23 protein-coding genes are annotated in these 24,936 nt (G+C 73.4%); 9 read left to right on the top strand and 14 right to left on the bottom strand.

Annotated features, from left to right (window positions below; translation table 11 throughout):
- Positions 1-101: 101 nt before the first annotated feature.
- From nadE to ACH4MY_RS12380, 5 genes are all read right to left on the bottom strand, one after another.
- The gene (nadE, locus tag ACH4MY_RS12360) at positions 102-932 is read right to left on the bottom strand and encodes an ammonia-dependent NAD(+) synthetase (protein ID WP_398001315.1); all 831 of its coding nucleotides are present in this window, start codon (positions 930-932) and stop codon (positions 102-104) included.
- 377 nt (positions 933-1,309) lie between these two features.
- A complete protein-coding gene (locus ACH4MY_RS12365) occupies positions 1,310-2,452 on the bottom strand; it encodes a sulfite oxidase (RefSeq protein WP_398001318.1) in 1,143 nt (380 codons plus the stop codon).
- A 77-nt stretch (positions 2,453-2,529) separates the two neighbouring features.
- Positions 2,530-4,698 (bottom strand): ATP-binding protein, encoded by a 2,169-nt coding sequence (locus ACH4MY_RS12370; RefSeq protein ID WP_398001320.1) that lies wholly within the window; start codon positions 4,696-4,698, stop codon positions 2,530-2,532.
- A gap of 148 nt (positions 4,699-4,846) precedes the next feature.
- Positions 4,847-6,436: a molybdopterin-dependent oxidoreductase gene (locus tag ACH4MY_RS12375; protein WP_398001323.1), complete on the bottom strand. Its 1,590-nt coding sequence runs from the start codon at positions 6,434-6,436 to the stop codon at positions 4,847-4,849.
- Between the two features lie 258 nt (positions 6,437-6,694).
- The gene (locus tag ACH4MY_RS12380) at positions 6,695-7,312 is read right to left on the bottom strand and encodes a sigma-70 family RNA polymerase sigma factor (protein WP_398001326.1); all 618 of its coding nucleotides are present in this window, start codon (positions 7,310-7,312) and stop codon (positions 6,695-6,697) included.
- Positions 7,313-7,447: 135 nt separating this feature from the next.
- Here ACH4MY_RS12380 and ACH4MY_RS12385 point away from each other — a divergent pair, with 135 nt between their 5' ends.
- Positions 7,448-8,437, top strand: a complete 990-nt coding sequence (locus ACH4MY_RS12385; protein ID WP_398001329.1) for a MerR family transcriptional regulator — start codon at positions 7,448-7,450, stop codon at positions 8,435-8,437.
- Between the two features lie 110 nt (positions 8,438-8,547).
- Here the strand turns inward: ACH4MY_RS12385 and ACH4MY_RS12390 are convergent, their stop codons facing one another.
- Together ACH4MY_RS12390 and ACH4MY_RS12395 are read right to left on the bottom strand one after the other, a co-directional pair.
- Positions 8,548-9,921, bottom strand: coding sequence for a cryptochrome/photolyase family protein (locus ACH4MY_RS12390; RefSeq protein ID WP_398001331.1), 1,374 nt, complete (start codon positions 9,919-9,921; stop codon positions 8,548-8,550).
- Between the two features lie 136 nt (positions 9,922-10,057).
- Positions 10,058-11,707 (bottom strand): SDR family oxidoreductase, encoded by a 1,650-nt coding sequence (locus ACH4MY_RS12395; protein WP_398001334.1) that lies wholly within the window; start codon positions 11,705-11,707, stop codon positions 10,058-10,060.
- A 159-nt stretch (positions 11,708-11,866) separates the two neighbouring features.
- On the opposite strand from ACH4MY_RS12395, the gene ACH4MY_RS12400 reads away from it, so the two are divergent.
- Together ACH4MY_RS12400 and ACH4MY_RS12405 are read left to right on the top strand one after the other, a co-directional pair.
- Entirely contained in the window at positions 11,867-12,361 is a 495-nt protein-coding gene (locus tag ACH4MY_RS12400; protein ID WP_398001337.1) for a MarR family winged helix-turn-helix transcriptional regulator, read from the top strand.
- 146 nt (positions 12,362-12,507) lie between these two features.
- Entirely contained in the window at positions 12,508-14,640 is a 2,133-nt protein-coding gene (locus ACH4MY_RS12405) for an MMPL family transporter (protein ID WP_398001339.1), read from the top strand.
- Here the strand turns inward: ACH4MY_RS12405 and ACH4MY_RS12410 are convergent.
- The gene (locus tag ACH4MY_RS12410) at positions 14,633-15,262 is read right to left on the bottom strand and encodes a fasciclin domain-containing protein (protein ID WP_398001342.1); all 630 of its coding nucleotides are present in this window, start codon (positions 15,260-15,262) and stop codon (positions 14,633-14,635) included. The two genes, ACH4MY_RS12405 and ACH4MY_RS12410, sit on opposite strands and share 8 nt — an antisense overlap.
- Positions 15,263-15,483: 221 nt before the next feature.
- On the opposite strand from ACH4MY_RS12410, the gene ACH4MY_RS12415 reads away from it, so the two are divergent.
- Positions 15,484-16,068: a sigma-70 family RNA polymerase sigma factor gene (locus ACH4MY_RS12415; RefSeq protein WP_398001345.1), complete on the top strand. Its 585-nt coding sequence runs from the start codon at positions 15,484-15,486 to the stop codon at positions 16,066-16,068.
- A complete protein-coding gene (locus ACH4MY_RS12420; protein ID WP_398001347.1) occupies positions 16,065-16,820 on the top strand; it encodes an anti-sigma factor domain-containing protein in 756 nt (251 codons plus the stop codon). Before ACH4MY_RS12415 ends, ACH4MY_RS12420 begins: the two co-directional genes overlap by 4 nt.
- Positions 16,821-16,862: 42 nt before the next feature.
- On the opposite strand, the gene ACH4MY_RS12425 is transcribed toward ACH4MY_RS12420, so the two are convergent.
- The 5 genes from ACH4MY_RS12425 to ACH4MY_RS12445 form a co-directional block, all read right to left on the bottom strand.
- A complete protein-coding gene (locus tag ACH4MY_RS12425) occupies positions 16,863-17,777 on the bottom strand; it encodes an amino acid ABC transporter permease (protein ID WP_398001350.1) in 915 nt (304 codons plus the stop codon).
- Positions 17,774-18,439, bottom strand: coding sequence for an amino acid ABC transporter permease (locus ACH4MY_RS12430; RefSeq protein ID WP_398001352.1), 666 nt, complete (start codon positions 18,437-18,439; stop codon positions 17,774-17,776). The genes ACH4MY_RS12425 and ACH4MY_RS12430 overlap by 4 nt, the downstream gene beginning before the upstream one ends.
- 10 nt (positions 18,440-18,449) lie before the next feature.
- On the bottom strand, positions 18,450-19,319 hold the full coding sequence (locus tag ACH4MY_RS12435) for a glutamate ABC transporter substrate-binding protein (protein ID WP_398001354.1): 870 nt from the start codon (positions 19,317-19,319) through the stop codon (positions 18,450-18,452).
- Between the two features lie 68 nt (positions 19,320-19,387).
- Positions 19,388-20,143 (bottom strand): amino acid ABC transporter ATP-binding protein, encoded by a 756-nt coding sequence (locus ACH4MY_RS12440; RefSeq protein WP_398001357.1) that lies wholly within the window; start codon positions 20,141-20,143, stop codon positions 19,388-19,390.
- A 170-nt stretch (positions 20,144-20,313) separates the two neighbouring features.
- Positions 20,314-21,009 carry an alpha/beta hydrolase gene (locus ACH4MY_RS12445; RefSeq protein WP_398001361.1) on the bottom strand — a complete coding sequence of 232 codons (696 nt, stop codon included), beginning with the start codon at positions 21,007-21,009 and terminating at the stop codon, positions 20,314-20,316.
- Between the two features lie 216 nt (positions 21,010-21,225).
- On the opposite strand from ACH4MY_RS12445, the gene ACH4MY_RS12450 reads away from it, so the two are divergent.
- Positions 21,226-21,684 carry a cyclic nucleotide-binding domain-containing protein gene (locus ACH4MY_RS12450; RefSeq protein WP_398001363.1) on the top strand — a complete coding sequence of 153 codons (459 nt, stop codon included), beginning with the start codon at positions 21,226-21,228 and terminating at the stop codon, positions 21,682-21,684.
- A 64-nt stretch (positions 21,685-21,748) separates the two neighbouring features.
- On the opposite strand, the gene ACH4MY_RS12455 is transcribed toward ACH4MY_RS12450, so the two are convergent.
- Entirely contained in the window at positions 21,749-22,414 is a 666-nt protein-coding gene (locus ACH4MY_RS12455) for a Tat pathway signal sequence domain protein (RefSeq protein WP_398001366.1), read from the bottom strand.
- Positions 22,415-22,902: 488 nt separating this feature from the next.
- Here ACH4MY_RS12455 and ACH4MY_RS12460 point away from each other — a divergent pair, with 488 nt between their 5' ends.
- The 3 genes from ACH4MY_RS12460 (at position 22,903) to ACH4MY_RS12470 (ending at position 24,906) form a co-directional block, all read left to right on the top strand.
- The gene (locus ACH4MY_RS12460) at positions 22,903-23,577 is read left to right on the top strand and encodes a TetR/AcrR family transcriptional regulator (protein WP_398001368.1); all 675 of its coding nucleotides are present in this window, start codon (positions 22,903-22,905) and stop codon (positions 23,575-23,577) included.
- Positions 23,578-23,773: 196 nt separating this feature from the next.
- On the top strand, positions 23,774-24,433 hold the full coding sequence (locus ACH4MY_RS12465; protein ID WP_398001370.1) for a DUF6230 family protein: 660 nt from the start codon (positions 23,774-23,776) through the stop codon (positions 24,431-24,433).
- A gap of 2 nt (positions 24,434-24,435) precedes the next feature.
- Positions 24,436-24,906 (top strand): DUF6114 domain-containing protein, encoded by a 471-nt coding sequence (locus ACH4MY_RS12470; protein WP_398001372.1) that lies wholly within the window; start codon positions 24,436-24,438, stop codon positions 24,904-24,906.
- The last annotated feature ends 30 nt before the right edge of the window (positions 24,907-24,936 follow it).

Raw genomic sequence — 24,936 nt, forward strand, 5'->3', positions numbered from 1 at the left:
TTCCGGGGGCCCGCGCTGGGCACCCCTTCCAGGATCCGCCGACTGCCCGCCGCCCGCCGCTCCGGGTGACGCGCGGTCGCCCGGGGTGGCGCGTGCGTCGCTCAGGGCGCGATCGGGAGCTGCCGCTTGTGCTCGGTGAGCTCGTAACGGCGCACGATCGAGGCGAAGGCGGCCTCGGCGACGGGCTTCCCCTCCAGGAAGTCGTCGATGTCGTCGTACGTGACACCGAGGGCGTCCTCGTCCGGCTTGCCCGGGTCCAGGGTCTCCAGGTCGGCCGTCGGCGTCTTCCACACCAGCTCGGCCGGGGCGCCGAGCTCGGCGGCGACCGCGCGGACCCGCCGCTTGGTGAGACCGGTGAGCGGGACGACGTCGGCCGCGCCGTCGCCGAACTTGGTGAAGAAGCCGGAGACGGCCTCGGCGGCGTGGTCGGTGCCGACGACGAGCCCGTCGTGGGCGCCGGCGACCGCGTACTGGGCGACCATCCGCTGGCGGGCCTTGATGTTGCCCTGCACGAAGTCCTGGTGGTGGGCGTCGCGGAAGACCACGCCGCCGGCGAGCGCGGCGGCCAGGGCCGCGTCGCTCGCGGCCTTCACGTCCACGGTGAGGACGGAGTCGGCGCGGATGAAGCCGAGGGCCGTCTGCGCGTCCTTCTCGTCGGCCTGGACGCCGTACGGCAGGCGCATCGCGTGGAAGGTGGCGTCGTGACCGGCGGCGCGGGCCCGCTCCACGGCGAGCTGGCAGAGCCGTCCGGCGGTGGTGGAGTCGACGCCGCCGCTGATGCCGAGGACGAGGGAGCGCAGACCGGTGGAGGTGAGCCGCTCGGTGAGGAAGGCCACGCGGCGCTCGATCTCGGCCCGCGGGTCGAAGGTCTCGGCCACCTGGAGGTCCCGGGCGATCTGCTGCTGGAGGGCGGTGGACGCCGGGTCGGTCACGGGGGGTCTCCTCGTCGTGTCAGGGGCTACGGCAGTCGACTTTACGCACCCGGGCCGGCGCACGTCGCCCTGCCCCGTACCTCCTGACCTGCCGGTCGGCGGTGCGGGCGTCCCGCGGCCGCCGTCAGCTGCCGGAGGAGGCCTCCAGGGTGCGGGCCAGGCCCCGGTGCGCGCGGACGAGGACGCCGGGCACGTCCCCGGTGGCCGCGTGACGGCGGCCGGTCGGATGTGTGCCCGGGCACCGGCGTCACGTAACGGGGCCGGTCGGGGACCCGGTCCACCGCCGCCGGCCCGACGGAGGTGCTCCGCGCGCGACGGCGCCGCTTCGGCGAGGGCGCGGTGGTTACGCCGCCCCGCGGGCCGGGTCCGAGCGGTGGTTATGCCGCCCCGCGGACAGGGTCCGGGGCGCAGAGGACCTCGACCCGCTGGACGAGGTTGTTCGCGAACCCGCCGCGGTTCCACGGTTCGGCCAGGGGCTGGACGTTGCCCTCCGCGTCGGTGGCCCGCACCGTCAGATGGCGCAGGCCCGGGGTCGCCGTCCAGGTGGTGTGCCAGGCGGTCCAGGCCCAGGGGTGTCCGGGGTCCGGGACGAGCGAGGCCTCGGTCCAGGCCGCCCCGCCGTCCTCGCTCACCTCGACGCGGGCGACCGGGCCGTGCCCCGACCAGGCGCGGCCGGCGAGCGGCACGGGCCCGGGGCGGACGACGCGGGTCCGGGACATGAAGTCGGGGAATCCCGGCGGCACCATCAGGGCCCGGGGCGCGATGAGGGTGACCGGCTCCCCCGGATCCTCGGCGGCCTGCCGTACGCGATAGGCCACGCTCTGCTGGAAGCCGGTGTACGGGGTGGCGGTGAGGGTGATGTCGTGGAGCCACTTCACATGGGCCATGCCGTACCAGCCGGGGACGACGAGCCGGAGGGGGCTGCCGTGCTGCGGGGGCAGGGGCGCCCCGTTCATCTCGTACGCGACCAGGACGTCCCGGGCCGGGTCGGCGGCCGTCGTGAGGGGGAGGCTCCGCCGGTAGTCCTGTTCGACGCCCCGCTCCACACCGTGGTCGGCGCCCGTGAACACCGCCTCGACGGCGTCCTCCGCGATTCCCGCCTCCGCGAGGAGTGCCGTGAGGGGGACGCCGGTCCAGTCGGCGGTGCCGACGGCCTCGACCAGCCAGGGCTGGCTCACCGGGCGGGGTGTCAGACGGGCCCGGCCGTTCCCCGCGCACTCCAGGGTCACCCGGCGGGTGACGGCGGGCAGGGCCCGGAGCGCGGCCGGGTCCAGGTCGAGGGGCCTGAGCACCCGGCCGCCGACGGTGAGCCGCCAGCCGTCCGCGTCCGTCGCGGGGATGTCGTAGTGCACGAGGACGTAGTGGAGTCCGGGCGGGGTGACGTCGTACCGCAGCGCCTCCAGCGGAAGCCCGTGGTTGCGGGCGGCGAGGGCAAGCTCCTGCGCGGTGATGCCTTCGTCGGGGCCCGCCACGCGTCCCGGTGCGCTGATGTCGCCCAGACCGCTCAGGGATCCGTCCATTCCCTCATGGTGCGCCGCGCCCGGGGGTGCGGCACGTCGGCGCGGGCGTGGCCCCGGGCGGGCGGCGGCGCGGGGCCTCAGGTCTGCGGGGAGCCGCGCAGCGCCCGGTCCAGGCCGTCCTGGGGGAGACCGGTGAGGGCGCGGACGAAGATCTCCTCGTAGGCGGGCTCGCCGATGCTGGCGCGGACGGTGTCCGTGTACTTCTCGTGCAGGGCCCGCAGGCCGGGAAGTCCGCGCCGGGGCTGTCCGGTGGAGCGCCAGTACGCCTCCCCGGTGCCGGAGACGTCGGCCGCGCGCTCGCCGTCACCGGCCGCCGCGAGGGCGGTGGCGAGGACGTCGAGCCCGAGGGCGACACCGAGGCTCGCGCCGAGTCCGCGGGTGCCTTCGAGCATGGCCCTGGCATGGCCCGCGGCGGCCGCCGGGTCGCCCTCCAGGAGACCGGTCAGGGCGAGCTGGTACTCCAGGGCGGTCCGGGTCCAGTGCTCGTCGAGCTCCTCGCAGAGCGCACGCAGGGCGAGCGCCCGGTCCCGGGCCTCGGGGAGCCGGCCGAGGCCGGTGAGGGCGAAGACCCGGACGAGGTGGCAGCGGAGCCGGGCGGCGGAGTCGGCGGGGCCGCCGCGGGCGGCGTCGAGGACGTGCCCCACGACGACGTACGCGGCCATCGGCCGGCCGGTGGTGAGGGCGAGGAGTCCGGCGAGGGCGGCGGCGTCGAGGGTCAGGTCGCCGAGGCGTCCCCGGTCCTCGGGATGCCCCTCGCCGCCGGGGCGTCCCCGGTCACCGGCCTGCCGGTGACCGTCGCCGTACTCCGCGTACTCCGGGCTACGTGCCTGCTCGGCGTCCGCCGTGCGCTCGGTGTACTCGGTGTACCGGGCCTCGCGGGCGCAGCGCTCGCTGACCTCCTGGGCGGGCCCGAACTCGCCCTGGAGGACGAGGGTGACGCCGAGGGCCCACAGGGCACGGGCCCGGGTGCGGCCGCGGGCGCCGCTGAGCAGCAGGGCCTGTTCGAGGCCGTCGCGGGCCTCGCGGAGCCGGCCGCGGCAGGACCAGGCGAAGGCGACGGAGCCGATGAGGTCGAGCGCCCCGTCGGGGTCGGTCCGGAGCAGCCGGTCGAGGGCGGTGCGCAGATCGGTGTGATGGGCGTCGACGGTCCGGTACCAGCGCAGTTGGCGGGCACCGTGCCATTCGGTCTCCGCCCGCCGCGCCAGGCCCCGGAAGTGGGCGGCGTGCCGGTCGGCGACGGTGCCGGTCTCTCCGGTGCGGTCCAGCCAGGTCGCCCCGTACGCACGGATCGTGTCGAGCATCCGGAGCCGGCCGGCCGCGTCCGGCGGGCGGACCACGGAGGCGCGGACGAGACCGTCGAGGGCGTCGGGCAGGGTGGCCCTGTTCAACGGGCCGCCGATGCAGACGGCGGTCGCCGACGCCAGGTCGAAGGGGCCCCGGAAGACGGAGAGCCGGGCCCAGAGGAGGCGTTCGAGCGGCGCGCTCAGCTCATGGCTCCAGCCGATGGCCGCCCGCAGGGTCTGGTGGCGGCTCGGCCACACCCGCTCGGTGTGTGCGAGCAGGTCGAAGCGGGCGGCGGGCGGGGCGTCGAAGCGGGTGCCGAGCTGGTCCCGGACGGCTTCTGCGCCCTGGAGGCGGATCTGCGCGGCGGCCAGTTCCAGGGCGAGCGGGATGCCTTCGAGGCGTACGCAGATCTCGCCGGCGGGACCGGCGGCGGGGAACTTCTCCCCCGCGGCCCGGCGGAGCAGCTCCAGGGCGTCGCGTCCGGCCGGCGGCAGCGGGTCGAGGGCGACGACCCGCTCCCCTTCGACGCCGAGGGGACGCCGGCTGGTGGCGAGGACGGTGAGCCCGGGGGCGGCGGCGAGGAGTTCGGTGACGAGCCGGGCGCAGGGTTCGGCGAGATGCTCGCAGGAGTCGAGGACGAGCAGCAGCCGGTCGTCGGCGAGCCGGCGGCAGAGCCCGGTGGTCGCCATGCCGGGGGTGTGGTCGGCGAGGTCGACGGAGTCGGCGACGAGGGCGACGAGGAGCCGGTCGCCGTCGAGCGGGGTGAGGTCGGTCCACCAGGCTCCGTCGGCGTACCCGTCGGCGGCGCGGTGCGCGGCACGCAGCGCGAGCCGGGTCTTCCCGACTCCCCCGACGCCGGTCACGGTGACGAGACGGTGCTCCGCCAACGCGGCGGAGACACGCCTCAGTTCCGTGCGGCGTCCCACGAAACCGGGGTTCTCGTCCGGCAGATGTCCACGCACGGGAGCAGTCTCCCTCATGAGAGCGGTGAACGGGCGGGCGGCACCGGTTCGTTACGCGCTCGGACCGATCCGGCGACGCCTTTCCGACGGTCACGATGCCGCACGCACGACGTCACGGCTACCCCCTGTTCGAACGCCATCCCCCGGGTCACCCTCCTTCGACCGTCACGACGACCGAGTGCCATCCCTGCGCCCCGTCGGGCATGGTGTCGGTGCGCTCCTCCGGCTGGACGGCGCCGGTGCCGTCGGTGGCCCGGACGGTGAGGGTGTGCCGGCCGGGTGTCGCAGCCCACCGGTACAGCCACTGCCTCCAGGTGTCGCCGCTGTCCTCGGCGGCGAGCTCCGCCTCCTGCCAGGGGCCGTCGTCGATCCGTACCTCCACCCGGCGGATGCCCCGGTGCTGGGCCCAGGCGACCCCGGCGACCGCCACGGTGCCGGCGGCGGGGCGGGCGAAGGAGCGGGGGGTGTCGATGCGGGACTGGGTCTTCACGGGGGCCTGGGCGGCCCAGCCTCGCGGGACCCAGTAGGCGTCGTAGGCGGCGAAGGTGGTCAGCTCGATCGACGAGATCCACTTGCAGGCGGACACGTACCCGTAGAGGCCGGGGACGACCATGCGGACGGGGAAGCCGTGGGTGAAGGGCAGGGGTTCGCCGTTCATGCCGAAGGCGAGCAGGGAGTCGCGGCCGTCCATGACCTGCTCGACGGGGGTGCCGATGGTCATGCCGTCGACGGACCGGGCGACCAGCTGGTCGGCGGGGCCGCCTTCGGACGGCGGGCGGACGCCGGCCTCGCGGAGCAGGTCGGCGAGGGATACGCCGAGCCAGCGGGCGTTGCCGACGTACGGGCCGCCGACCTCGTTCGAGACGCAGGCGAGCGTGATGTCCCGCTCCACGATCCGCCGGGCCATGAGGTCCCGCAGGGTGAGGGTGAGCTCCTCGCGCACTCCGCTGCCGTGGAGGCGCAGCCGCCAGCGCCCGGCGTCGACCCGGGGCACGACGAGCGCCGTGTCGACCCGGTAGAAGTCGCGGTTGGGGGTGACGAAGGGGCTGATGCCGGGGACGCGGAGCTGGGCTCCGGCGGGTACGGGCGGTGCGGGGGAGGCGGGCCGGGGCAGTCTCAGGGCTGCCCGGGAGGCCACGGCGTTCTCCTCGACGGGACTGCCGACCGCCCTGGCGACGGCGGCGGCGCCGGTCGCGACGAAGCCTGCCGACACGGCCGCGACCAGGAAGTTCCGGCGGTCGGCGCGCGCGCCCCCGGAACCGTCGCGGGACCTCCGGGCGAAGAGGAGGCCGATCAGGCCGTAGAGCAGGACCGCGCCCACGACGGCGCCCACCAGCGAGGGCACGGCGTCGAGGGCGGAGTCGGAGTCGGGGCGGGTGACGGCGGCCAGGGCGCCTAGGAGGCCGAAGGCGCCGACCGCCGCCGAGCCGAGCAGGCGGTGGCGCAGGGCGAGCAGCCCGATCCCGACGGCGAGCAGCCCGAGGATGATCAGGATGCCCAGCTGGAGGACCGCCTTGTCGCTCTCGCCGAACGTGCGGATCGCCCACTCCTTGAGGGCGGCCGGTGTCCGGTCGACGACGGCGCCGCCGACGGCGGGCACGGGGCTCGCCTCGGGCCGCACCCAGAAGGCGGCGAGGTCCGCGACGGCCAGCGAGACGTATCCGGCGATGAGACCGCCGACGGCGGCGAGGAGTCGGTCCGTGCGGGTCGGCTCAGGGGGTGGGGCGGAGAGGGTCATGCTCCTCATTCGGCATCGACGGCGCTCCGGATGGGCGGATTCACCTGGAAGGTGGACGGGAGTGCGGTCCGGTGGCTCCCCCCGGGCGGGAGCCACCGGTGACTTCCCCGAGCCGCTGCCGCGGTCGGGAGCCCGGTGGCTTCCCCGATCCGCCGACGCGGGGCGCAAGCCCCGTGACTTCCCCGGACCACTGACTCGGGCGGGAGCCCGGCGACCTCCCCGGGGCATCGCCGCGCGCGGGCGGCGTCCGGGCGATGCTCAGCTCGCGGCGGCCGTGGCGCGCGCGCCCGGCGCCTCGCTCAGGGAGCGGCGCATCCGGTCGAGGCCGCGTCGCGCGTGACTCTTCACGGTGCCGAGCGGCAGGCCGGTGCGCTCGGCGATCTGGACCTGGGTGAGGTCCCCGTAGAAGGCCATGGCGAGCACCTCGCGCTGCGCGGCGGGAAGCTTCGCCAGCTCGCCGGTGACCACGAGCCGGTCGACGACCCCGTCGGGATCCGGGGCGGTCACTCCGTCGGGGGTCAGCCGCGCCCCGGCCGCGACCACCAGGTCCCGGCGCCGGGTGCGTGCCGAGAGGGAGTCGGCGATCTTCCGCCGGGTGATGCCGACGAGCCAGCCGGGGAAGGGACCGCGCTCCGGACGGTAGCCGGCACGGCCCCGCCAGGCCGCGAGGAAGACCTGCTGGCCGACGTCCTCGGCCTCTCTCACGTCTCCGAGGGTGCGGGCCGCGAGGGTCTGTACGAGGCCGTGCCACCGGTCGTACGCGGCGGCCAGACAGCGCTCGTCGCCGCGTACGAAGCCGTCGGCGACCTCGCGGTCGGACAGGGGCCGCGGCTCGCTCCGGAGCGGGGGCGGGGCGACGACACTCGGTGCGGTCATGGCGACTGCTCCTCTGGCCGGGACCGGAGGCGACCGGTCGGCGGGGCGGGGGTCCCCTCATGGGGCACCCCAAGGCTCCGTCCCGGCACGGCGCCCGCACCATTCGCATCGGTCGTGCGTCGTATCGTGGGCTGCATGAGCGAACCCTCGCCAGGTCTCACCAGCGGCGCGGTCGCGCGCCGCCTGGGCGTCGCGCCCACCACCCTGCGCTCCTGGGACCGGCGCTACGGCATCGGGCCCGCCGCCCATGAGAGCGGGCGGCACCGGCGGTGGGGCCCGGACGACATCGCCGTGCTGCAGGAGATGTGCCGGCTGACGGCGTCCGGAGTCCCTCCGGCGGAGGCCGCCCGTGCCGCCCGTGCCGGCGCCGCCCCGACGCCGCCCGCCACCGAGGAGGCCCCCGCCGGGCCCGCTGCCCGGGTCCTGACCCCCGCGGACGTACGACGGGAGCTCAGGGGCCTGGGGCGCGCGGCCGTCCGTCTCGACTCCGAGGCCATGGACGAGCTCCTGGAGTCCGTGATCGCGCGGCACGGTCTGGTCACCGCCTGGGAGGAGGTGCTGGCGCCGGCCCTTCACGCGGTGGGCCGCAAGTGGGAGACCTCGGAGGACCGCTACGTCGAGGTGGAGCATCTGCTGTCCTGGCACGTGTCGACGGCGCTGCGCCGGGTCGGCCCCTCGGAGTCCGCCGGGCCCCCGGAGACCGGCACTCCCCCGGTGCTGCTCGCCTGCGTACCCAACGAGCAGCACACGCTCCCGCTGGAGGCACTCGCCGCGGGGCTCGCCGAGATCGGGGTGCCCGCCCTGATGTTCGGCGCGGCCGTACCGCCCGAGGCTCTCGACCAGGCGGTACGGAGGACCGGTCCCGCCGCCGTCGTGCTCTGGGCCCAGGCGCGCTCCACGGCGCACCATCCCCTGGCACGCCACGTCGCCGACACCTCGTGGGGCGTCAGAGGTGCCAGGACCCGGACGGCGGTCCTTCTCGCGGGTCCCGGCTGGGCGGGCCGGACTCCAGGACCGGGGATGTTCCGGCCCGCCGGTCTGCGGGAGGCGCTGTCCCTGCTGCGCGGTCTGTGCGCGACGGCGCGGGACGGCGAGGCACCGACGGCGTCTCCGCCTGCGGCTTGAGCCAGCCGGGACGCTCGGCGGCCCGCCGGACTCCGCTCCTCGGCGCGGGCCCGGACGCCGTCGCTCGGCGCGCGGGCCCTGTCGCCCGGCGCGGGCAGGGGCTCCGTCCCTCAGTCCCGGCCGCGGGCGTGCCGGAAGCGGGCGAGACCGTCGGCGAGTTCGATCACGGGGTCGGGGTAGTCGTACCGGGCCCTTTCCAGGCCGGGCAGCTTCCACGGCTCGTGGACCGCGGGCCCGTCGAGCCCGGCGAGCTCGGGCACCCATCGCCGTACGTACGCGCCGTCGGGGTCGTACCGCTTGCCCTGGATCACCGGGTTGAGCACCCGGTTGGGGCGGCTGTCGGTGCCCGTGCCGGCCATCCACTGCCAGTTGAGCTGGTTGTTGGCGACGTCGCCGTCGACCAGGAGGTCCAGGAAGTGCCGCGCGCCCTCGCGCCAGTCGATGTACAGCGTCTTGGTCAGGAACGAGGCGGTGAGCAGCCGTCCCCGGTTGTGCATCCAGCCCTCGTGGGCGAGCTGGCGCATCGCGGCGTCGACGACGGGGTAGCCGGTGCGGCCCTCCCGCCACGCCAGCAGGTCGGCCTCCGCCTCCTTCCCGTGCCGCCAGCGGTCGTGACGGGTGCGGTAGTCGTCGGCGGCGGCGTCGGGCCTGGCGGCGAGGACCTGGTGGTGGAAGTCGCGCCAGCAGAGCTGGCGTACGAAGGCCTCGGCGCCCGCCCCGCCGCGCGACCGGGCACGGTGGACCGCTTCGGCAGCGGAGACGGCGCCGAAGTGGAGGTACGGCGAGAGGCGTGACGTCGCGTCGCCCGCGAGGTCGTCGTGGCCGTCCTCGTACGCGTCGGCGCCCCGTGCCAGCCAGGCGGTGAGCCGTTCCCGGCCCTTCTTCTCGCCGCCCGCGGTCAGGCCCTCGGAGACGGACGGGACGGCGGCGCGCGCCGGAAGGTCCTCGGAGCGGAGCCCCCGGGGCGTCCGGACCACCCGCGGCGCCGCGAGCGGCTCGCGCAGACGCTCGCGCGACCAGCGCCGGAAGTAGGGCGTGAAGACGGCGTAGTGGTCCGAGCCGTCCGGTGTCACGGCGCCGGCGGGCAGCGCCGTGACGACGGCGTCGTGGACGTACAGGCGTCGCCCGTCCGCCTCCAGGGCGCGGCGCAGCCGGTCCTCACGGCGCCGGGCGAACCCGCTGCAGCCGGCCGCCATGTGGACCTCGTCGGCGTCGGCCTCCCGCACGACGGCGCACACCTCGTCGACGGGGTCGCCCGAGCGGACCACGAGCCGGCCGCCGCGCTCGCGGAGTGCGTCGTCGAGAGACGCGAGACAGTCCGCGAGGAAGGCGTCCCGGTTGGGCGCCGCGTGGCCGGCGCGGGCCACGGCCGGATCGCGTACGAACAGGGGGACGACCTCGTTCCCCCTGCCCAGCGCGGCACGCAGGGGCGGATGGTCGTGGACGCGGAGGTCCGAGGTGAACAGGACGACCGACACGTTCATGGCACCGCTCCTGGCGTGGGGTGACCGACCGGCTCGGCGAGCCGCCGCCCCGGTCGTCGCTGTACTGATGTGCGGAGGTCATTCGCCCCGCGGGGGCGTGCCGGATGCGGGCGAGGAGGCACGGATCCCGGGCACTTCACCGGCCGTCGCCCGGCCGGGTGCCGGGCCGGGGGTGGTGACCGGACGACGCGGGGCGGGGCCCCGAGGCGGCGCTCCCCGTGGGCCCTGCCACCGCTGCGGACTCGGCGGCCCCTGTCGCCCCTTCGGCCCCGACCGTCCCCTCCGCCTCGCTCGCCTCCGCCGTCCGCGCGATGTTGCGGGCCATTCCGCCGAAGACCATGGCGTGGAACGGCGAGACGCTCCACCAGTAGGCGTGGCCGGCCAGGCCGTGGGGGTGGAACAGCGCCCGCTGGCGGTAGCGGGTCGCCCCGCTGTCGTCGCGCTCGGCGTACATCTCCAGCCACGCCAGTCCGGGGAGCCTCATCTCGGCGCGCAACCGCAGCAGCCGGCCCCGTTCGATCTCCTCCACCCGCCAGAAGTCCAGCGAGTCGCCCGCTCTCAGGCGCAGGGCGTCGCGGCGGCCCCGGCGCAGACCGACGCCTCCGACGAGCCGGTCGAGCCAGCCGCGGACGGCCCAGGCGAGGGGGAAGGAGTACCAGCCGTTCTCGCCGCCGATGCCCTCGACGACCCGCCACAGCGCCTGCGGTGACGCGCCGACGGTGAGTTCGCGCTCGTCGGTGTAGAGGCTGCCGCCGGCCCAGTCGGGGTCGGTGGGCAGGGGATCGCTCGGCGCGCCGGGCACGGACGCGGAGGACCAGCGGGTGACGGTCCGGGCCTCGCGGACCCGCTGGAGGGCGAGCGCGAGCGCCCGGTCGAAACCGAGCGGGGCGCCGGGCGGGTCCGGCACGTGGTCGGCGATGTCGTGCTCGTCGCAGACGACCTCGTACCGGAGGGACTCCGCGAGGGGGCGGGCGATGGACCGGGGCACCGGGGTGACCAGTCCGATCCAGTGGCTGGACAGGCGCGGGGTGAGCACCGGCACGGTGAGGATGAGCCGCCGGGGCAGTCCGGCGACGGCGGCGTAGCGGCGCATCATGCCGAGGTACGTGAGGATGTCGGGTCCGCCGATGTCGAAGGCCCGGCTGACGTCCGCGGGCATCCGTGCGCTGCCGACGAGGTAGCGCAGCACGTCCCGGACGGCGATCGGCTGGATCCGGGTGCGGACCCAGCTCGGGGTGACCATCACGGGCAGGCGTTCGGTGAGGTAGCGGAGCATCTCGAACGAGGCGGAGCCCGAGCCGATGATGACGGCGGCGCGGAGCACCGTGGTGGGTACTCCGGATTCCAGCAGGATGCGTCCCACCTCCGCACGGGAGCGCAGGTGCGGCGAGAGTTCCCGGTCGGGGATGTCGCGCGGGGTGAGGCCGCCGAGGTAGACGATGCGGCCGACCCCGGCGGCGCGGGCCTGCCCGGCGAAGTTCAGGGCCGCCGTGCGGTCGGTGCGTTCGAAGCCCTTCCCGGCGCCGAGGGCGTGCACCAGGTAGTAGGCGACGTCGACGTCGCGGAAGGCGGGGGCGAGCGTCTCGGCGTCGGTGACGTCGCCCGGGACGATCTCCACCTCTCCGGCCCAGGGATGGTCCCGGAGCTTCGCCGGGGTACGGGCCAGGCACCGCACCCGGAAACCGGCCTCCAGGAGTTCGGGGACGAGGCGCCCGCCGATGTAGCCGCTGGCGCCGGTGACCAGGCACAGCGGTCCCGGGGTCTCGTGCGCTGACGCGTCGCTCATGGATCTGCTCCGTTCCGCTGTCGGGGAAGGTGCCTTGCTCCCCCGTCGGCCGGGGGTCCTCGGTCCCGGGATGCCGCCGCTTTCCGGGGATGTTGCCGCTTTCTCTTCCGGGGGTGCGGCCGCCGCGGATGCACGGGCCGGCTTCTATAGGCTGATCGTGTGGCCAGTACAGAGGAATCCGAGACGGGCGGAGCCGCGCCCGGGCGCGTGCCGGGTGATGCCCAGAGTTTCGCCCGCGCCCTGCGCCGGACGAACGGTGAGATCAATCGACTGGTCCATGGTTTCGCGGCCGCGCAGGGTCTGCATCCCACGGACGTCCAGGCGCTGTCGGTCGTCCTCGACAGCCAGGAGCCGCTGACGCCGGGGCGCCTGAGGGAGCACCTGGGGTTGACCTCGGGGGCGGTCACGGCCTGTCTCGACCGGCTCGAACGGGCCGGGCACATCCGCCGCTCCCGGGAGAGCGCCGATCGCCGGGTCGTCCATGTGCACTACGTGGAGGGCGCGAAGGCCGCGGCCCGCAGCTATTTCATGCCGTTGGCGCAGGCGGCGGAGCGGGCCCGGCTGCGGTTCGACGCGGAGGAGCTCGCCGCGGCCGTACGTTTTCTGGACGCGCTGAACGAGGAACTCGGCGAGGTGAACGTCCCCCGCCGCTGACCGGAGGAGTCCGGCGCTCCGGCGTGCCCTCGACCCCCGTGCCACCCTTCGCGGTCCCGGCATGCTTCAATCTCTCTCAATCATTGAGATTCTTTTTCTTTGAGATACTTGATCGCGTGTCGAGAGACCCCCTCCCTGGAGTCCGCATGCCCCGCCCCACACGATGGGCAGCCCGTCTGCTGCCCCTCGTCCTGCTCGTCCTCTGGCTCGCCGTCGGCGGCGGCCTCGGCCCCTACGCGGGGAAGCTCGGCGAGGTGGCCACCAACGACCAGGCCGCCTTCCTCCCCCGCAGCGCCGAATCCACCCGGGTGATCGAGGCCCAGCGGGCCTTCCACCAGAACGAGACACTTCCCGCACTCGTCGTCTGGACCTCGCCCGGCGGCGGGAAGATCACCCCGGAGACCCGATCCGCGGCCACCCGCGCGCTGGCCACGCTCACCGGGCAGCCCGGTGTCGTCGGCAGCCCGACCCCGGCCCTGCCCTCCGAGGACGAGGAGGCGCTGCGCGGCGTCGTACAGCTGCGCCCCGACCTCGGCGAGGAGCTGACTCCCACACTCCAGGCGATCGACCGGGCCGCCTCATCGGTCCCCGGGACGACCGTGTGGCTCGCCGGTCCCGCCGCCACGCAGGCCGACCTGTCGGACGCCTTCGCCGGCATCGACGGCCTGCTGCTCGTGGTCGCCCTGGTCACCGTGCTGGTCATCCTGCTGCTCGTGTACCGCAGTGTGCTGCTGCCTCTGATCATCATCGTCGGCGCGGTGCTCTCGCTCGCCCTCGCCTGCGCCGTCGTGTACGTGCTCGCCGACCACGACATCGTCCGGGTCGACGGACAGGTCCAGGGCATCCTGTCGATCCTGGTCATCGGCGCCGCCACCGACTACGCACTGCTCCTCGCCGCCCGCTACCGCGAGGAGCTCGCCCGCCGCGACGGAGAGCGTGTCCCCGCCATGCGCGCGGCGCTGCGCCAGTCCGCCGGTCCCATCACGGCCAGCGCGGCCACCGTGGCGCTCGCCCTCCTCGCGCTGCTGTTCAGCGATCTGACGAACAACCGGGCCCTCGGCCCGGTGGGCGCCATCGGCATCGTCTGCGCCGTACTGAGCACGCTGACCTTCCTGCCCGCCGTCCTGGTCCTGCTCGGCCGCGCCGCGTACTGGCCCTCCCGCCCCCAGCCGTCCGACGCCGAGAGCGGCGGCCACGGCATCTGGCGTCGGGTGGCCGCGCTGGTGGACCGTGCTCCCCGCAAGGTGTGGGCGGCGACGCTCGCCGGACTCCTGGCCTGCGCCGCCTTCGCCCCGGTCCTGGAGTCCAAGGGGGTTCCGCTCGACGAGATCTTCGTCAACGACGCCCCCTCCGTCGCCGCGCAGGAGACGCTCGGACGGCACTTCCCCGGTGGAGCCGGCAACCCGGCGGTCGTCATCGCCGACGCGGACGCGGCGGCCCGGGTGACCGCGGCGGCCGAGCGGGTCGAGGGAGTGGATTCGGCCGCCGCGGTCACCGCCTCCGGCCGGCCGGGGGCCGGAGCACCGCTGGTCGTCGACGGACGGGTCCGGATCGACGTCACCCTGACCGACGCAGCCGACAGCGACGCCGCCAAGGCGGCGGTGGCCCGGCTCCGCACGTCCGTGCACGCGGTGCCGGGGGCGGACGCCCTCGTCGGCGGGTACACGGCGCAGCGGTACGACACCCAGCGGACCGCCGAGCGCGACCGGATGCTGATCGTGCCGGTGGTGCTCGCCGTCATCCTGGCCATCCTCGTGCTGCTCCTCCGCTCGGTCGTGATGCCGCTGCTCCTCGTGGCCACGGTGGCGCTGAACTTCTTCGCCACCCTCGGGGTGTCGGCCCTGGTCTTCCGCCACGTCTTCGGCTTCAGCGGCACGGACTCCTCGGTCCCGCTGTACGGATTCGTGTTCCTGGTCGCGCTGGGTGTCGACTACAACATCTTCCTGATGTCCCGGGTCCGGGAGGAGTCGCTGCGGCACGGGGTCCGCGAGGGCGTCCTGCGCGGGCTGACCGCGACCGGCGGCGTCATCACGTCCGCCGGTGTGGTGCTGGCCGCCACCTTCGCGGCCCTGGGCGTCATTCCGCTCGCCTTCCTGGTGCAGATCGCGTTCATCGTCGCGTTCGGCGTCCTCCTGGACACCCTCGTCGTCCGCTCGCTGCTCGTACCGGCCCTCGTACGGGACCTCGGCCCCGTCGCGTGGTGGCCGGGCAGGCTCAGCCGGGGCGCGACGGGGCCGGAGAAGACCGGTACCGCTCGGGAGGGTGCCGGGCCTACTTAGGCATCAGCACGGTGTCGATGATGTAGACCGTGGCGTTGGCGGTGGGGACGTTGCCGCAGACCACCTTCGCGGAGTCGTTGACCGTGAAGGACTCGCCGGAGCCCTTGGTGGTCAGCTTGCCCTTCTGGAGGGTCTCGAAGGAGCCGTTCTCGAGCTGCTTCGGGGTCAGCTTCTGGCCCACGACGTGGTACGTGAGGATGTCCGTCAGCATCGCCTTGTCGGCGAGGACCTTGTCCAGATCGGCCTTCGGGATCTTGGCGAAGGCGGCGTTGGTCGGCGCGAACACCGTGATGTTCTCCGCGTTGTTCAGCGTGTCGACGAGACCGGCCTGCTTGACGGCCGCGACCAGCGTGGACAGTTCGGGGTTGTTCGAGGCGGCTGTGGCCACCGGGTCCTTCGCCATGCCGTCGAAGGAACCGGCACCCTCCTTCGGCACCGAGGCGCACCCGGGGCCGAAGGGGCCGTCGGCCGTCGCGGCGGTGGTGGCCGGCTGCGACGAGTCCGCCGCGGGGGCCGCCGCTCCGTCGCCGCTCGCCTCGGCCGAACAGGCGGTCAGGCCCAGCGGCAACAGCACGGCGGCGGTGAGGGCGACGGCGGCGCGACGGTAGGTCTGGGTGTTCATGATCACTCCTGAGGCTTCGGGTCCACCGGTCGGCGACCCACACCAGTCATTCGGTGCGCGGCCGCGTCCGGATGCCTCCCATCACCCGAAGGAGTGATGAGGACCGGCAGGCCCGCCTCGGCGGGCGGGGTCGCGCGGAAAAGCCTCCGACGCGACCCGTCCGCCGGGCAGCCGGCTCCGAATGCCTCGTGTACCCAAGCCGCTCCTGGAGGAAATCGCCGGTGACAGAAAACGTGTGGATCGGCAGTGTCCGGCCCTCGCCTCCGGACCTTCCCGAGCTGATGGGCCGGGTGGCGCTCGGCGACCAGCAGGCCTTCACGGCCGTCTTCGAGGCCGTCTCCGGGCCGGTGCTGGGCCTCGTCCGCACCGTGCTGCGGGACTCCGCCCAGTCGGAGGAGGTCGCCCAGGAGGTGCTGGTCGAGGTGTGGCGGACCGCGGCCCGCTACCAGCCCGCGCGGGGGTCGGTGCTGACCTGGGTCCTGACGCTCGCGCACCGCAGGGCCGTCGACCGGGTGCGCTCGGAACAGGCGGCGTCGAACCGTGAGAAGCGGGTGGCGCTCCTGGAGCACACGACCGCCTACGACGGGGTGGTGGAGCAGGTGGAGAGCCGACTGGAGCGCGAGCAGGTCCGGCGCTGCATGCGGGGTCTCACCGAGCTGCAGCGGCAGTCGGTGACCCTGGCGTACTACCGGGGCCTCACCTATCGCGAGGTCGCGGAACTGCTGGCCGTGCCGCTGGGCACCGTCAAGGCGCGGATGCGCGACGGTCTCGTCCGGCTCCGGGACTGTCTGGGGGTGGGCGTGTGAACGCCGTCGATCCGCACACGCTGACCGGCGCGTACGCGCTCGGCGCACTGGACTCCGACGAGCACGAGGCCGTACGGCGCCATCTGGCGGAGTGCCCTTCGTGTGCCCAGGAGGTCCGGGAGTTCTCCGAGACCGTGGTCCGGCTCGGTCTCGCCGTCGCGGAGACGCCGACCCCCGCCCTGCGGTCGGGAGTGCTGGCCCGGATCGCGACCGTACGCCAGGAACCGCCGCCGACCACCAGGACGGTGCGGACCCCGCGGGGGCGGCGCGGTTTCGACCGCTGGTCGCACTGGGCGCTGGCGGCCTGTCTCGCCGGGGCCGTCGGGCTCGGCGGGGTCGCGGTCCGGCAGCACGGGCTGGCCGAGGACGCCCGGCAGGAGACGGCCCGGGCGCGTCAGTCGAACGACGCCGTCGCCGAGGTCCTGGCCGCACCGGACGCCCGGGTCTCCACCAGCCGGCTCGACGGGGGCGCCGTGGGCACGGTCGTCGTCTCGGCCTCGCTCGACCGTGCGGTGTTCGCGGCCTCCGGCATGGCGCCGCCGCCGGCCGGCAAGGTCTACCAGCTCTGGTACGACGACGGGGGCACGATGCGGTCCGCGGGGCTGATGGACCCGGGGGCGACCGCCGGGGCGACCCTCCTCGACGGCCCGGTGGACCGGGCCTCGGGAATGGGGGTCACCGTCGAGCCCGCCGGCGGTTCACCGCGGCCGACCTCCGACCCGGTGGCGCTGCTCGCCTTCCCGCGGGTCTGAGGCGCGGCGGATCCGCGCCTCGGCGCGGCCGCCGCGCACCGGTCACCTGGTCCCGTCGGTCGGGCCCAGGTGTTCGCCCGGAGTGGCCAGTTCCTCCACCGCCCCCGCGCCGACGACCGCGCCGGTGGACTTCCTGCCGCGCCGCAGCCGGCCTTCGAGCCAGGAGGCGAAGCTCGTGAGGGCGAAGTTGAGGATGACGAAGATGACGGCGACGACGGTGAAGCAGGCGATCGTGTTGGCCCCGTAGTTGGCGCTCATCGGGCGGACGGAGGCGAGGAGTTCGGAGAAGCCGAGCATCGCGCCGCCGAGCGCGGTGTCCTTGACGATGACGACGAGCTGGCTGACCAGGGCGGGCAGCATGGCCGTGACGGACTGCGGGAGGAGCACGTACGCCATGGTCTGGCCCTTGCGCATGCCGATGGCCTTCGCCGCGTCGGTCTGGCCGGCGGGGAGGGCGAGGATGCCGGCGCGGACGACCTCGGCGAGGACGGAGGCGTTGTAGAGGAAGAGGCCGGTGACGACGGCGTACAGCGGGCGGGTCTCCGGGCTGATGTCGGTGAACTCGGAGTAGGCCGCGTTGGCGAAGAGCATGAGGATCAGGACGGGGATCGCGCGGAAGAACTCGACGACGGTGCCCGCCGCGCCGCGTACGGCCCGGTGGTCGGAGAGGCGTGAGATGCCGAGGAGGGCGCCGAGGGGCAGCGCGATCACCATGGCGAGACCGGCGGCGATCACGGTGTTCTTGAGGGCGGGGAGGATGTACGTCTCCCAGACGCGGGCGTCGGTGAAGAAGGGCGCCCACTTGGCCCATTCGAGCTGGTTCTTGTCGGCGAGGCTCGCCACGACCCACCACACGACGCCGGCGAGTCCGACGACGAACAGCAGGGTCCAGAGGAGGTTGCGCCGCCGGGCGCGCGGGCCGGGGACGTCGTAGAGGACGGTGGGCCGGGTCTTCACCGCTTCACCGCCACCTTCTTGGCCACCCAGCCGAGGAAGAGGCCGGTGGGCAGGGTGAGACAGATGAAGCCGACGGCGAAGATCGCGGAGATGAGGATCAGCTGGGCCTCGTTCTCGATCATCTCGCGCATCAGCAGGGCGGCTTCGGCGACGCCGATGGCGGCGGCCACGGTGGTGTTCTTGGTGAGGGCGATGAGGACGTTGGCCAGGGGGCCGACGACCGAGCGGAAGGCCTGCGGGAGCACGATGATCCGCAGCACCTGGGGGAAGCTGAGCCCGATGGCCCGGGCGGCCTCGACCTGTCCGAGGGGGACGGTGTTGATGCCGGAGCGGAGTGCCTCGCAGACGAAGGCGCTGGTGTAGGCGATGAGGCCGAGGACGGCCAGCCGGAAGTTGATGGTGGTGAAGCGGTCGGCGCCCATGTCGACGCCGAGGGTCTGGAAGAGGCCGAGCGAGGTGAAGACGATGATGACGGTGAGGGGGATGTTGCGGACGATGTTGACGTAGACGGTGCCGAAGCCCCGCATGAGGGGGACGGGGCTGACGCGCATGGCGGCCAGCAGCGTCCCCCAGACGAGGGAGCCGATCGCCGAGTAGACGGTGAGCTGCACCGTCACCCAGAAGGCTCCGAGCAGGTCGTACCCCTGGAGGAAGTCGAACACGACGGCCCGCTCACTTCACGATGACGCCGATCTTGGGGGCGGGTTCGTTCTGGTAGTTCGCGGGGCCGAAGTTCTTCTTCACCGCCGCGTCCCAGGAACCGTCGGCGACCATCTTCTCCAGGGCCGTGTCGATCTTGACCTTGAGGTCGCTGCCCTTCTGGACGCCGATGCCGTAGTTCTCGTTGCTCATCTTGAAGCCGCCGAGCTTGAACTTGTCCTTGAACTCGCTCTGCGAGGCGTATCCGGCGAGGATCGAGTCGTCGGTCGTGACGGCGTCGATGACACCGTTCTCGAGACCGGTCAGACACTCGGAGTAGCCGCCGAACTCCTGGAGTTGGGCGTCGGGGGCGATCTTGTCCTTGACGTTCTGCGCGGAGGTCGAGCCGGTGACCGAGCAGAGCTTCTTGTTGTTGAGGTCGGACGGCTTCTTGATCGAGTCGTCGTCGGCCCGGATCAGGACGTCCTGGTGGGCGAGGAGGTAGGGGCCGGCGAAGTCGACCTTCTCGGCCCGCTTGTCGTTGATCGAGTACGAGGCCGCGATGAAGTCCACGTCACCGCGCTGGAGCAGCGTCTCCCGGTCGGCGCTCTTGGCCTCCTTCCAGACGATGTCGGACGGGTCGTGGCCGAGCTCCTTGGCGATGTACGTGGCCACGTCGACGTCGAAGCCGGTGTAGGTGCCGTCGGGGGTCTTCAGGCCGATGCCGGGCTGGTCGTACTTGATGCCGACGGTGATCTCGTCGCCGCCGTGGTCGCGTGGCACGGCACCGGTCGCGCCGTTCGCGAATCCTGCGGAGGTGAAGGAGAGGACGACGGCCGCGGCGACGGCCACGGTGGCCCTGCCGGTCCGGACGCCTGCCCTGCGGGTCCTGGTCGCGTTCATGAGGATCACCCCTGGGGGCTGCTGGTCGGGCGGCGGCCGTGCCGTGGCCTGGTGCGGTGCGGTGCGGCTCAGTGGTGGAGGATCTTGGAGAGGAAGTCCTTGGCACGGTCGCTGCGCGGGTTGTTGAAGAACTCGTCCGGGGTCGTCTCCTCGACGATCCGGCCGTCGGCCATGAAGACCACGCGGTTGGCGGCGGAACGGGCGAAGCCCATCTCATGGGTGACGACCACCATCGTCATGCCGTCCCGGGCGAGCTGCTGCATGACCTCCAGTACCTCGTTGATCATCTCGGGGTCGAGCGCGGAGGTCGGCTCGTCGAAGAGCATCACCTTCGGATCCATCGCGAGGGCGCGGGCGATCGCCACCCGCTGTTGCTGGCCGCCGGAGAGCTGGGCCGGGTACTTGTCCGCCTGCGAGGCGACGCCGACCCGGTCGAGCAGGGCGCGGGCGCGCTGCTCGGCCGCCTTCCGGTCCTTCTTGCGGACCTTGATCTGGCCGAGGGTGACGTTGTCGAGCACCGTCTTGTGCGCGAAGAGGTTGAAGGACTGGAAGACCATGCCGACGTCCGCCCGCAGGGCCGCGAGTTCGCGTCCCTCGGCCGGGAGGGGCCGGCCGTCGACGACGATCTCCCCCTTGTCGATGGTCTCCAGGCGGTTGATCGCGCGGCAGAGCGTCGACTTCCCCGATCCGGACGGCCCGATGACGACCACGACCTCGCCGCGGTGGATCGTCAGGTCGATGGACTGGAGGACGTGCAGGGTGCCGAAGTGCTTGTCGACCTCGCGCAGCACGACAAGCTCGTCGCCGCCTTCCGGGACGGGCATGGCACCCTCCTGGCTCGCGCCCCCGCTTGCCGCTCCCTCCTCACGTTCATGCTCCGCCCTCCGCCCGGCCCCCGCACTCCGGAGGGTGCACGGAGGGTGAGCGGGCACACCGGGACGTGGCCCCCGGCCGAGGGGCCGGGGGCCACGTCGGGAGCGACCGGGCGGGGCCGTCAGGCGCCCGTCTCGCGTACGGCGAGTTCGATGAGGTCGCACACGTCGAGGGGCCGGGAGGCGAGCGAGGCATGGCTCGCGTCGAGCTCGACGGTCTTGCGCGGGTTCATGCGCGCGGCCATGCGGCGCTCGTTGTCCGGGTGGATCATGCGGTCCTCGGTGGAGACCTGATAGTACGTGGGCTTGGCCCGCCAGGCCGGGGCGGTGACGTTGTCGCCGAAGGTGGAGGCGAGCGGTGCCTTCTGGGTGACGGCCATGACCAGGGCCTCGTCCTTCGTCAGGTCCCGGGCGAAGCTGTCGTGGAACGTGTCCTGCTTGATCCAGAGGTAGCCGTCGGAGTCGGGGGCGATGTTCTCGAAGGCGGCGGGCGGCTTCTCCTGGCTGATCTGTCCCGGGCTCTCCCCGGCGTCCGGGGCGAAGGCGGCGATGTAGACGAGTCCGGTCACGTTCGGCAGGTCGCCCGCCTCGGTGATGACGGCGCCCCCGTACGAGTGGCCCACGAGCACCACGGGCCCGTCGATCTGCTTGACCATCTTCCGGGTGCGCTCGGCGTCGTCGGCGAGCGAGGTGAGCGGGTTCTCGACGGCGTGCAGGCGGTGGTGACCACGCCGGTGGAGTTCGACGATCACCTTCGACCAGTGGGCGGCGCCGCCCCAGAAGCCGTGGACGAGGACGATCGCGGGCTTGTCTGCCATGGGTTCCGTACCGATCTGCGCGAGGAATGGATCCCGCCCCTGCTCCCGCCCCGTACCCCCGCGGTCACGGTACGGGAGCGGTGGCGGGCACGCATGTCCGGACGGGGACACGCGCGTGAGGCACGGGCGCCGGACCCGACGACCCGCGTACGCGCGCGTGGGGGCGGCCTGGCGGACACTGGGGGGTGGGAGCCGAGTGCGCGAGGAGGGTCCGCCATGAGCAGTGCCGCACCCAAGGCCAGCACGTTGCCGCCGGAGCACCGGGAGCGCTTGATGGCCTTCGCGGAGGACGTGTACTTCGATTCCGGTCACCGGCTGTTCGAGGAGCAGCAGCACGCCGACCGGTTCTGGATCGTGAAGACGGGCGCGGTGACGCTCGACGCGAAGGTCCCCGGCCGGGGGGCACCCGTGATCGAGACCCTGCGCCACGGTGAGCTGGTCGGCCTTTCGTGGCTGTTCCCGCCCTATCTGTGTCAGTCGGGGGCCGAGGCGATGACGCCGGTGCGGGCACACGAGTTCAATGCCCCGGCCGTCCGGTCGATGTGCCGCTCGGACACGGAGTTCGGTGCCTCGGTCATGTTCTGGGTGGGCGCGATCCTCGCGCATCGCCTTCATGTGACCCGGGTCAGGCTCCTCGATCTGTACGCCCCGCACGGGAGCGGCATCCTGGCCTGAACGCATCCTGGCGCGAACGCTCCGGCCCCCTCGTACCCGGGTACGAGGGGGCCGGGGCGCGTGGTCAGTTCACGAAGACGGCGGGGCTGCCGGCCTGGCTGGTGTCCTGCACGGGGCCGTACTTCGCGGAGAAGTAGCCGTTGGCGGGACAGGTGCCGGGTCCGCTGGTCTTGGTGAACAGCTGGTTGGTGAAGGTGAGCGAGTTGTCGGTGTTGGAGGGTGTGGCGGTGAGGCTGGTGGCCCGGTAGACGCAGGTCGTCAGGCCGAGGATGGTGTTGATCTTCAGGGTGGTCTGGATCGGTCCCGCGGCGCCCGCGGTGACGGTGAGCGATCCGCCGGAGACGACGGCGGTGGCGAACGGCAGGTTGTTCACCGTGATGCTCTGGACTCCCGTCGCGCCGATGATGTTGGTGGTGCAGCTGCTGAGCGTGTGGGCGGTGGCGGACTCGGTCGCGGTGCCGGGCGCGGTGGGGTTGCCGGTGACGGTGGCGGTGAACGCCGAGGTGTTGCAGGTGATGCCGGTGCTGCCGCCGGACGTGGTGGCGATCCGGGCCTGCGTCCCGGCGGGGAGGGTGGCGGTGAGGACGTCGCCGACGGCGACGGCCGTGCCGGCCGGGCCGCCGGTGGTCAGGACGTTGCCGGCGGCGGCGGTGGCACCGGCCTGGGCGGTCGCGGCCAGGCCGGCGGAGACGGCGAGGCCGAGGGAGACGAGGAGTGCGCGCTTGCGCATGAGGGTGCTTCCTTCCGTACGGAGGTGGGGGTGCGGAACTCGGCTGTACTTCGACAGTGGTGCTGCCGGACGGCGGCTGTGTGCGCCGGAGCGGCTGCCGTACTCGGCGGTGTGCGTGGGTCCGCGGGGAGTACGGGGATGTGCGGGAGCCAGGAGCGGCGGGGACGGGCGGCTGTACGCAGGGGTGGGCGACAGAGGTGATCGGCTCCGCCTGGGGTCGAGCGGCTCCCTCGGGAGCGAGCGGATCCAGGTGCGGATCCGTGTCGGGTCGAGCGGCTCCACGCAGGGGTGAGTGGTGGTACGGGGGTGGTGCGCGAGACCGCCGCCGGAACGATCCGGCGCCACGGATGTCCGGCAGCGGTGTCGCGAGAGGTGCGGGAGCGTGATACTCGGTGCGGTGCGCGGTGGGGACGCGCCGAGAGGAAAACCCATGAGGGTTGTAATCCTGCCGAGTATGCGACGTCAACAACCCGCGGAGGATGTGGCCGATGACGAGTGCTCACGGAACCGAGGAGGGGCTCGTCCTGCCGGGGGCCCGCTCAGGACGTGAGCCGGAGCGCTCGCTGCGCCCCGGACCGCGCCGGCTCACACCCGAGCAGGTGGCCTCCCGGCAACGGGAGCGACTGCTCGACGGAGTCGCCAGGACGGTCGCCGCGAACGGCTACGCCGGCGCACGGATCAGCGACATCTGCCGGGCCGCCGGAGTGACCCGACCCGTCTTCTACGAGCTGTTCTCCGGCAAGGAGGACGCCGTCGTCGCCGCCTACCGGGGCGGCACGCAGCAGGTGGTGCGGGCCATGCAGCGGGCGTACGACGAGGCGGGCGGCGCGACGGACTGGCCGAGCTCCGTACGGGCCGGGCTGCGGGTCTTACTGACCTTGCTCACCCAGACCCCGGCCTTCGCCACGATGGTGGTCGAGATCGAGTCGCTGGGGCCCGCGGGGCGCCGGGCACGCGCCGAACTTCTGGCCAGTTTTCGACGGTTCTTCACCGACGCCCCGCCGGGCCCACCGTGGGTCGCGCGCGGCGAGCTGGTGGACACCGTGGTGGGTGCCGTCCACGCCGCGGTGCACCGGGCTGTCGACGAGGGACGGACCGGTGATCTTCCCCTGCTCCTCGACAGTCTGGTGCATGTCGTGGTGGCCCCCTTCACCTCCGAATGATCGATCGTCAGGGCGCCGACAGCCCGCCGTTGCACGGTGGTTGACCCCGGGTAACAGCAAGCCTTACGGTCCGAACGGTTCCCTGCGGCACGTCTGCCTCCGCACCACGCGAGGAAGACCCGGGCGGGTTGGGGAACTGTCCGCGCCAGGACGAAGCCGCGCAGGTCTGTTTCCTCACTCATGTCAGGAGCACCGCATGGCCCTGTCCGAAGGCACCCCCGAGAGCACCACCGACACCGCGTTACCGGAGGACGGTTCCGGCAGACGCGGCCGGGTCCGCTTCCGTCGCGCCGCCCTCATGGGCGTACCCGCCCTGGCCGTGGCGGCCACCCTCGTGGTGCTGACCGCGCAAGGGGCGCTCGCCGCCCAGTTCGCCATCTCCGGCATGCCGTTCACGGTCGCCGCCGATTCCATGGAAGGCACCGGCTTCGGTCAGTTCGGAGCCCTGGACAACATGGCCGAGGGCAGCCCCAACGCCGGCGACACCGGCGGCCAGGTGCTGGTCATCGTCACCGCGATCCGCGAGGCCAAGCTCACCAACCTCTGCCAGAGCGTGGAGCTCGGGGGCACGTATCTGCACATCACGGCGGGCGGCGAGGGCACCCCGGTCAAGGCCTCGGGGCTCACCACCGACTCCACCGACATCTCCGGCAAGCTCGCCGACTTCGACAACATCGAGATCGGCGGGGACGCCAGCACCTTCGAGAAGCCGCCGATCAAGGGTCCGCTCGGCTCCTTCGGGCAGCAGGCCGACACCGTCACCATCAAGGACCTGCGGCAGACCAACTACGCCACGACCGCCGTCCGGTTCACCCTGCCCGACCTGCACATGCGCTTCAGCTCGAAGGGCTGCTGAGCGTGGCGCCCCGCCGTCCACGGCACCCCTGGCGGACCTTCCGCCGCTGGCGGCACCGGCGGCCCTTCGGGGCCGGACTCGCGCTCGCCCTGGGCGGGGCGGAGATCCTGCTGACCCAGCGGGCGAGCATCAACGTGATCCTCACGGCCGGAGCCGACAGCCTCGTCGGCTACGTCCTGCCCGTGCTCATGGTCATCTGCGGACTGCTCGTCGTCCTCAACCCGCGCCAGCGGCTCTTCTACTCGGTCGTCGGTGTGCTGGCGTCCCTGGGCAGCTGGGTCACGTCCAACCTGGGCGGATTCTTCGTGGGAATGATGCTGGGCCTCGTCGGCAGTTCGCTCGCCTTCGGCTGGCTCCCCGACCGGCCCCGGCGCACCGGGTGGCGCCCCTGGCGCCGCAAGCCGCGGACGGCCGGGCAGGGCACGGAGGGACCGGCGGGGCGCGGCACGGAGGCATCGGCGACGGCGGGTTGACGGCCGGCGTCTCGAAGCCGCTGCCGGGTC

Origin of the sequence: Streptomyces sp. NPDC017246, assembly GCF_044331325.1 — a bacterium.
Classification (GTDB): Bacteria; Actinomycetota; Actinomycetes; order Streptomycetales; family Streptomycetaceae; genus Streptomyces.

Bases quoted from the DNA above. Each gene is read 5' to 3' on its own strand.
- ACH4MY_RS12365 (WP_398001318.1), bottom strand. From the start codon at position 2,452: ATGGACGGATCCCTGAGCGGTCTGGGCGACATCAGCGCACCGGGACGC.
- ACH4MY_RS12375 (WP_398001323.1), bottom strand. From the start codon at position 6,436: ATGACCCTCTCCGCCCCACCCCCTGAGCCGACCCGCACGGACCGACTC.
- ACH4MY_RS12380 (WP_398001326.1), bottom strand. From the start codon at position 7,312: ATGACCGCACCGAGTGTCGTCGCCCCGCCCCCGCTCCGGAGCGAGCCG.
- ACH4MY_RS12385 (WP_398001329.1), top strand. From the start codon at position 7,448: ATGAGCGAACCCTCGCCAGGTCTCACCAGCGGCGCGGTCGCGCGCCGC.
- ACH4MY_RS12390 (WP_398001331.1), bottom strand. From the start codon at position 9,921: ATGAACGTGTCGGTCGTCCTGTTCACCTCGGACCTCCGCGTCCACGAC.
- ACH4MY_RS12395 (WP_398001334.1), bottom strand. From the start codon at position 11,707: ATGAGCGACGCGTCAGCGCACGAGACCCCGGGACCGCTGTGCCTGGTC.
- ACH4MY_RS12405 (WP_398001339.1), top strand. From the start codon at position 12,508: ATGCCCCGCCCCACACGATGGGCAGCCCGTCTGCTGCCCCTCGTCCTG.
- ACH4MY_RS12410 (WP_398001342.1), bottom strand. From the start codon at position 15,262: ATGAACACCCAGACCTACCGTCGCGCCGCCGTCGCCCTCACCGCCGCC.
- ACH4MY_RS12435 (WP_398001354.1), bottom strand. From the start codon at position 19,319: ATGAACGCGACCAGGACCCGCAGGGCAGGCGTCCGGACCGGCAGGGCC.
- ACH4MY_RS12440 (WP_398001357.1), bottom strand. From the start codon at position 20,143: ATGCCCGTCCCGGAAGGCGGCGACGAGCTTGTCGTGCTGCGCGAGGTC.
- ACH4MY_RS12445 (WP_398001361.1), bottom strand. From the start codon at position 21,009: ATGGCAGACAAGCCCGCGATCGTCCTCGTCCACGGCTTCTGGGGCGGC.
- ACH4MY_RS12450 (WP_398001363.1), top strand. From the start codon at position 21,226: ATGAGCAGTGCCGCACCCAAGGCCAGCACGTTGCCGCCGGAGCACCGG.
- ACH4MY_RS12455 (WP_398001366.1), bottom strand. From the start codon at position 22,414: ATGCGCAAGCGCGCACTCCTCGTCTCCCTCGGCCTCGCCGTCTCCGCC.
- ACH4MY_RS12460 (WP_398001368.1), top strand. From the start codon at position 22,903: ATGACGAGTGCTCACGGAACCGAGGAGGGGCTCGTCCTGCCGGGGGCC.
- ACH4MY_RS12465 (WP_398001370.1), top strand. From the start codon at position 23,774: ATGGCCCTGTCCGAAGGCACCCCCGAGAGCACCACCGACACCGCGTTA.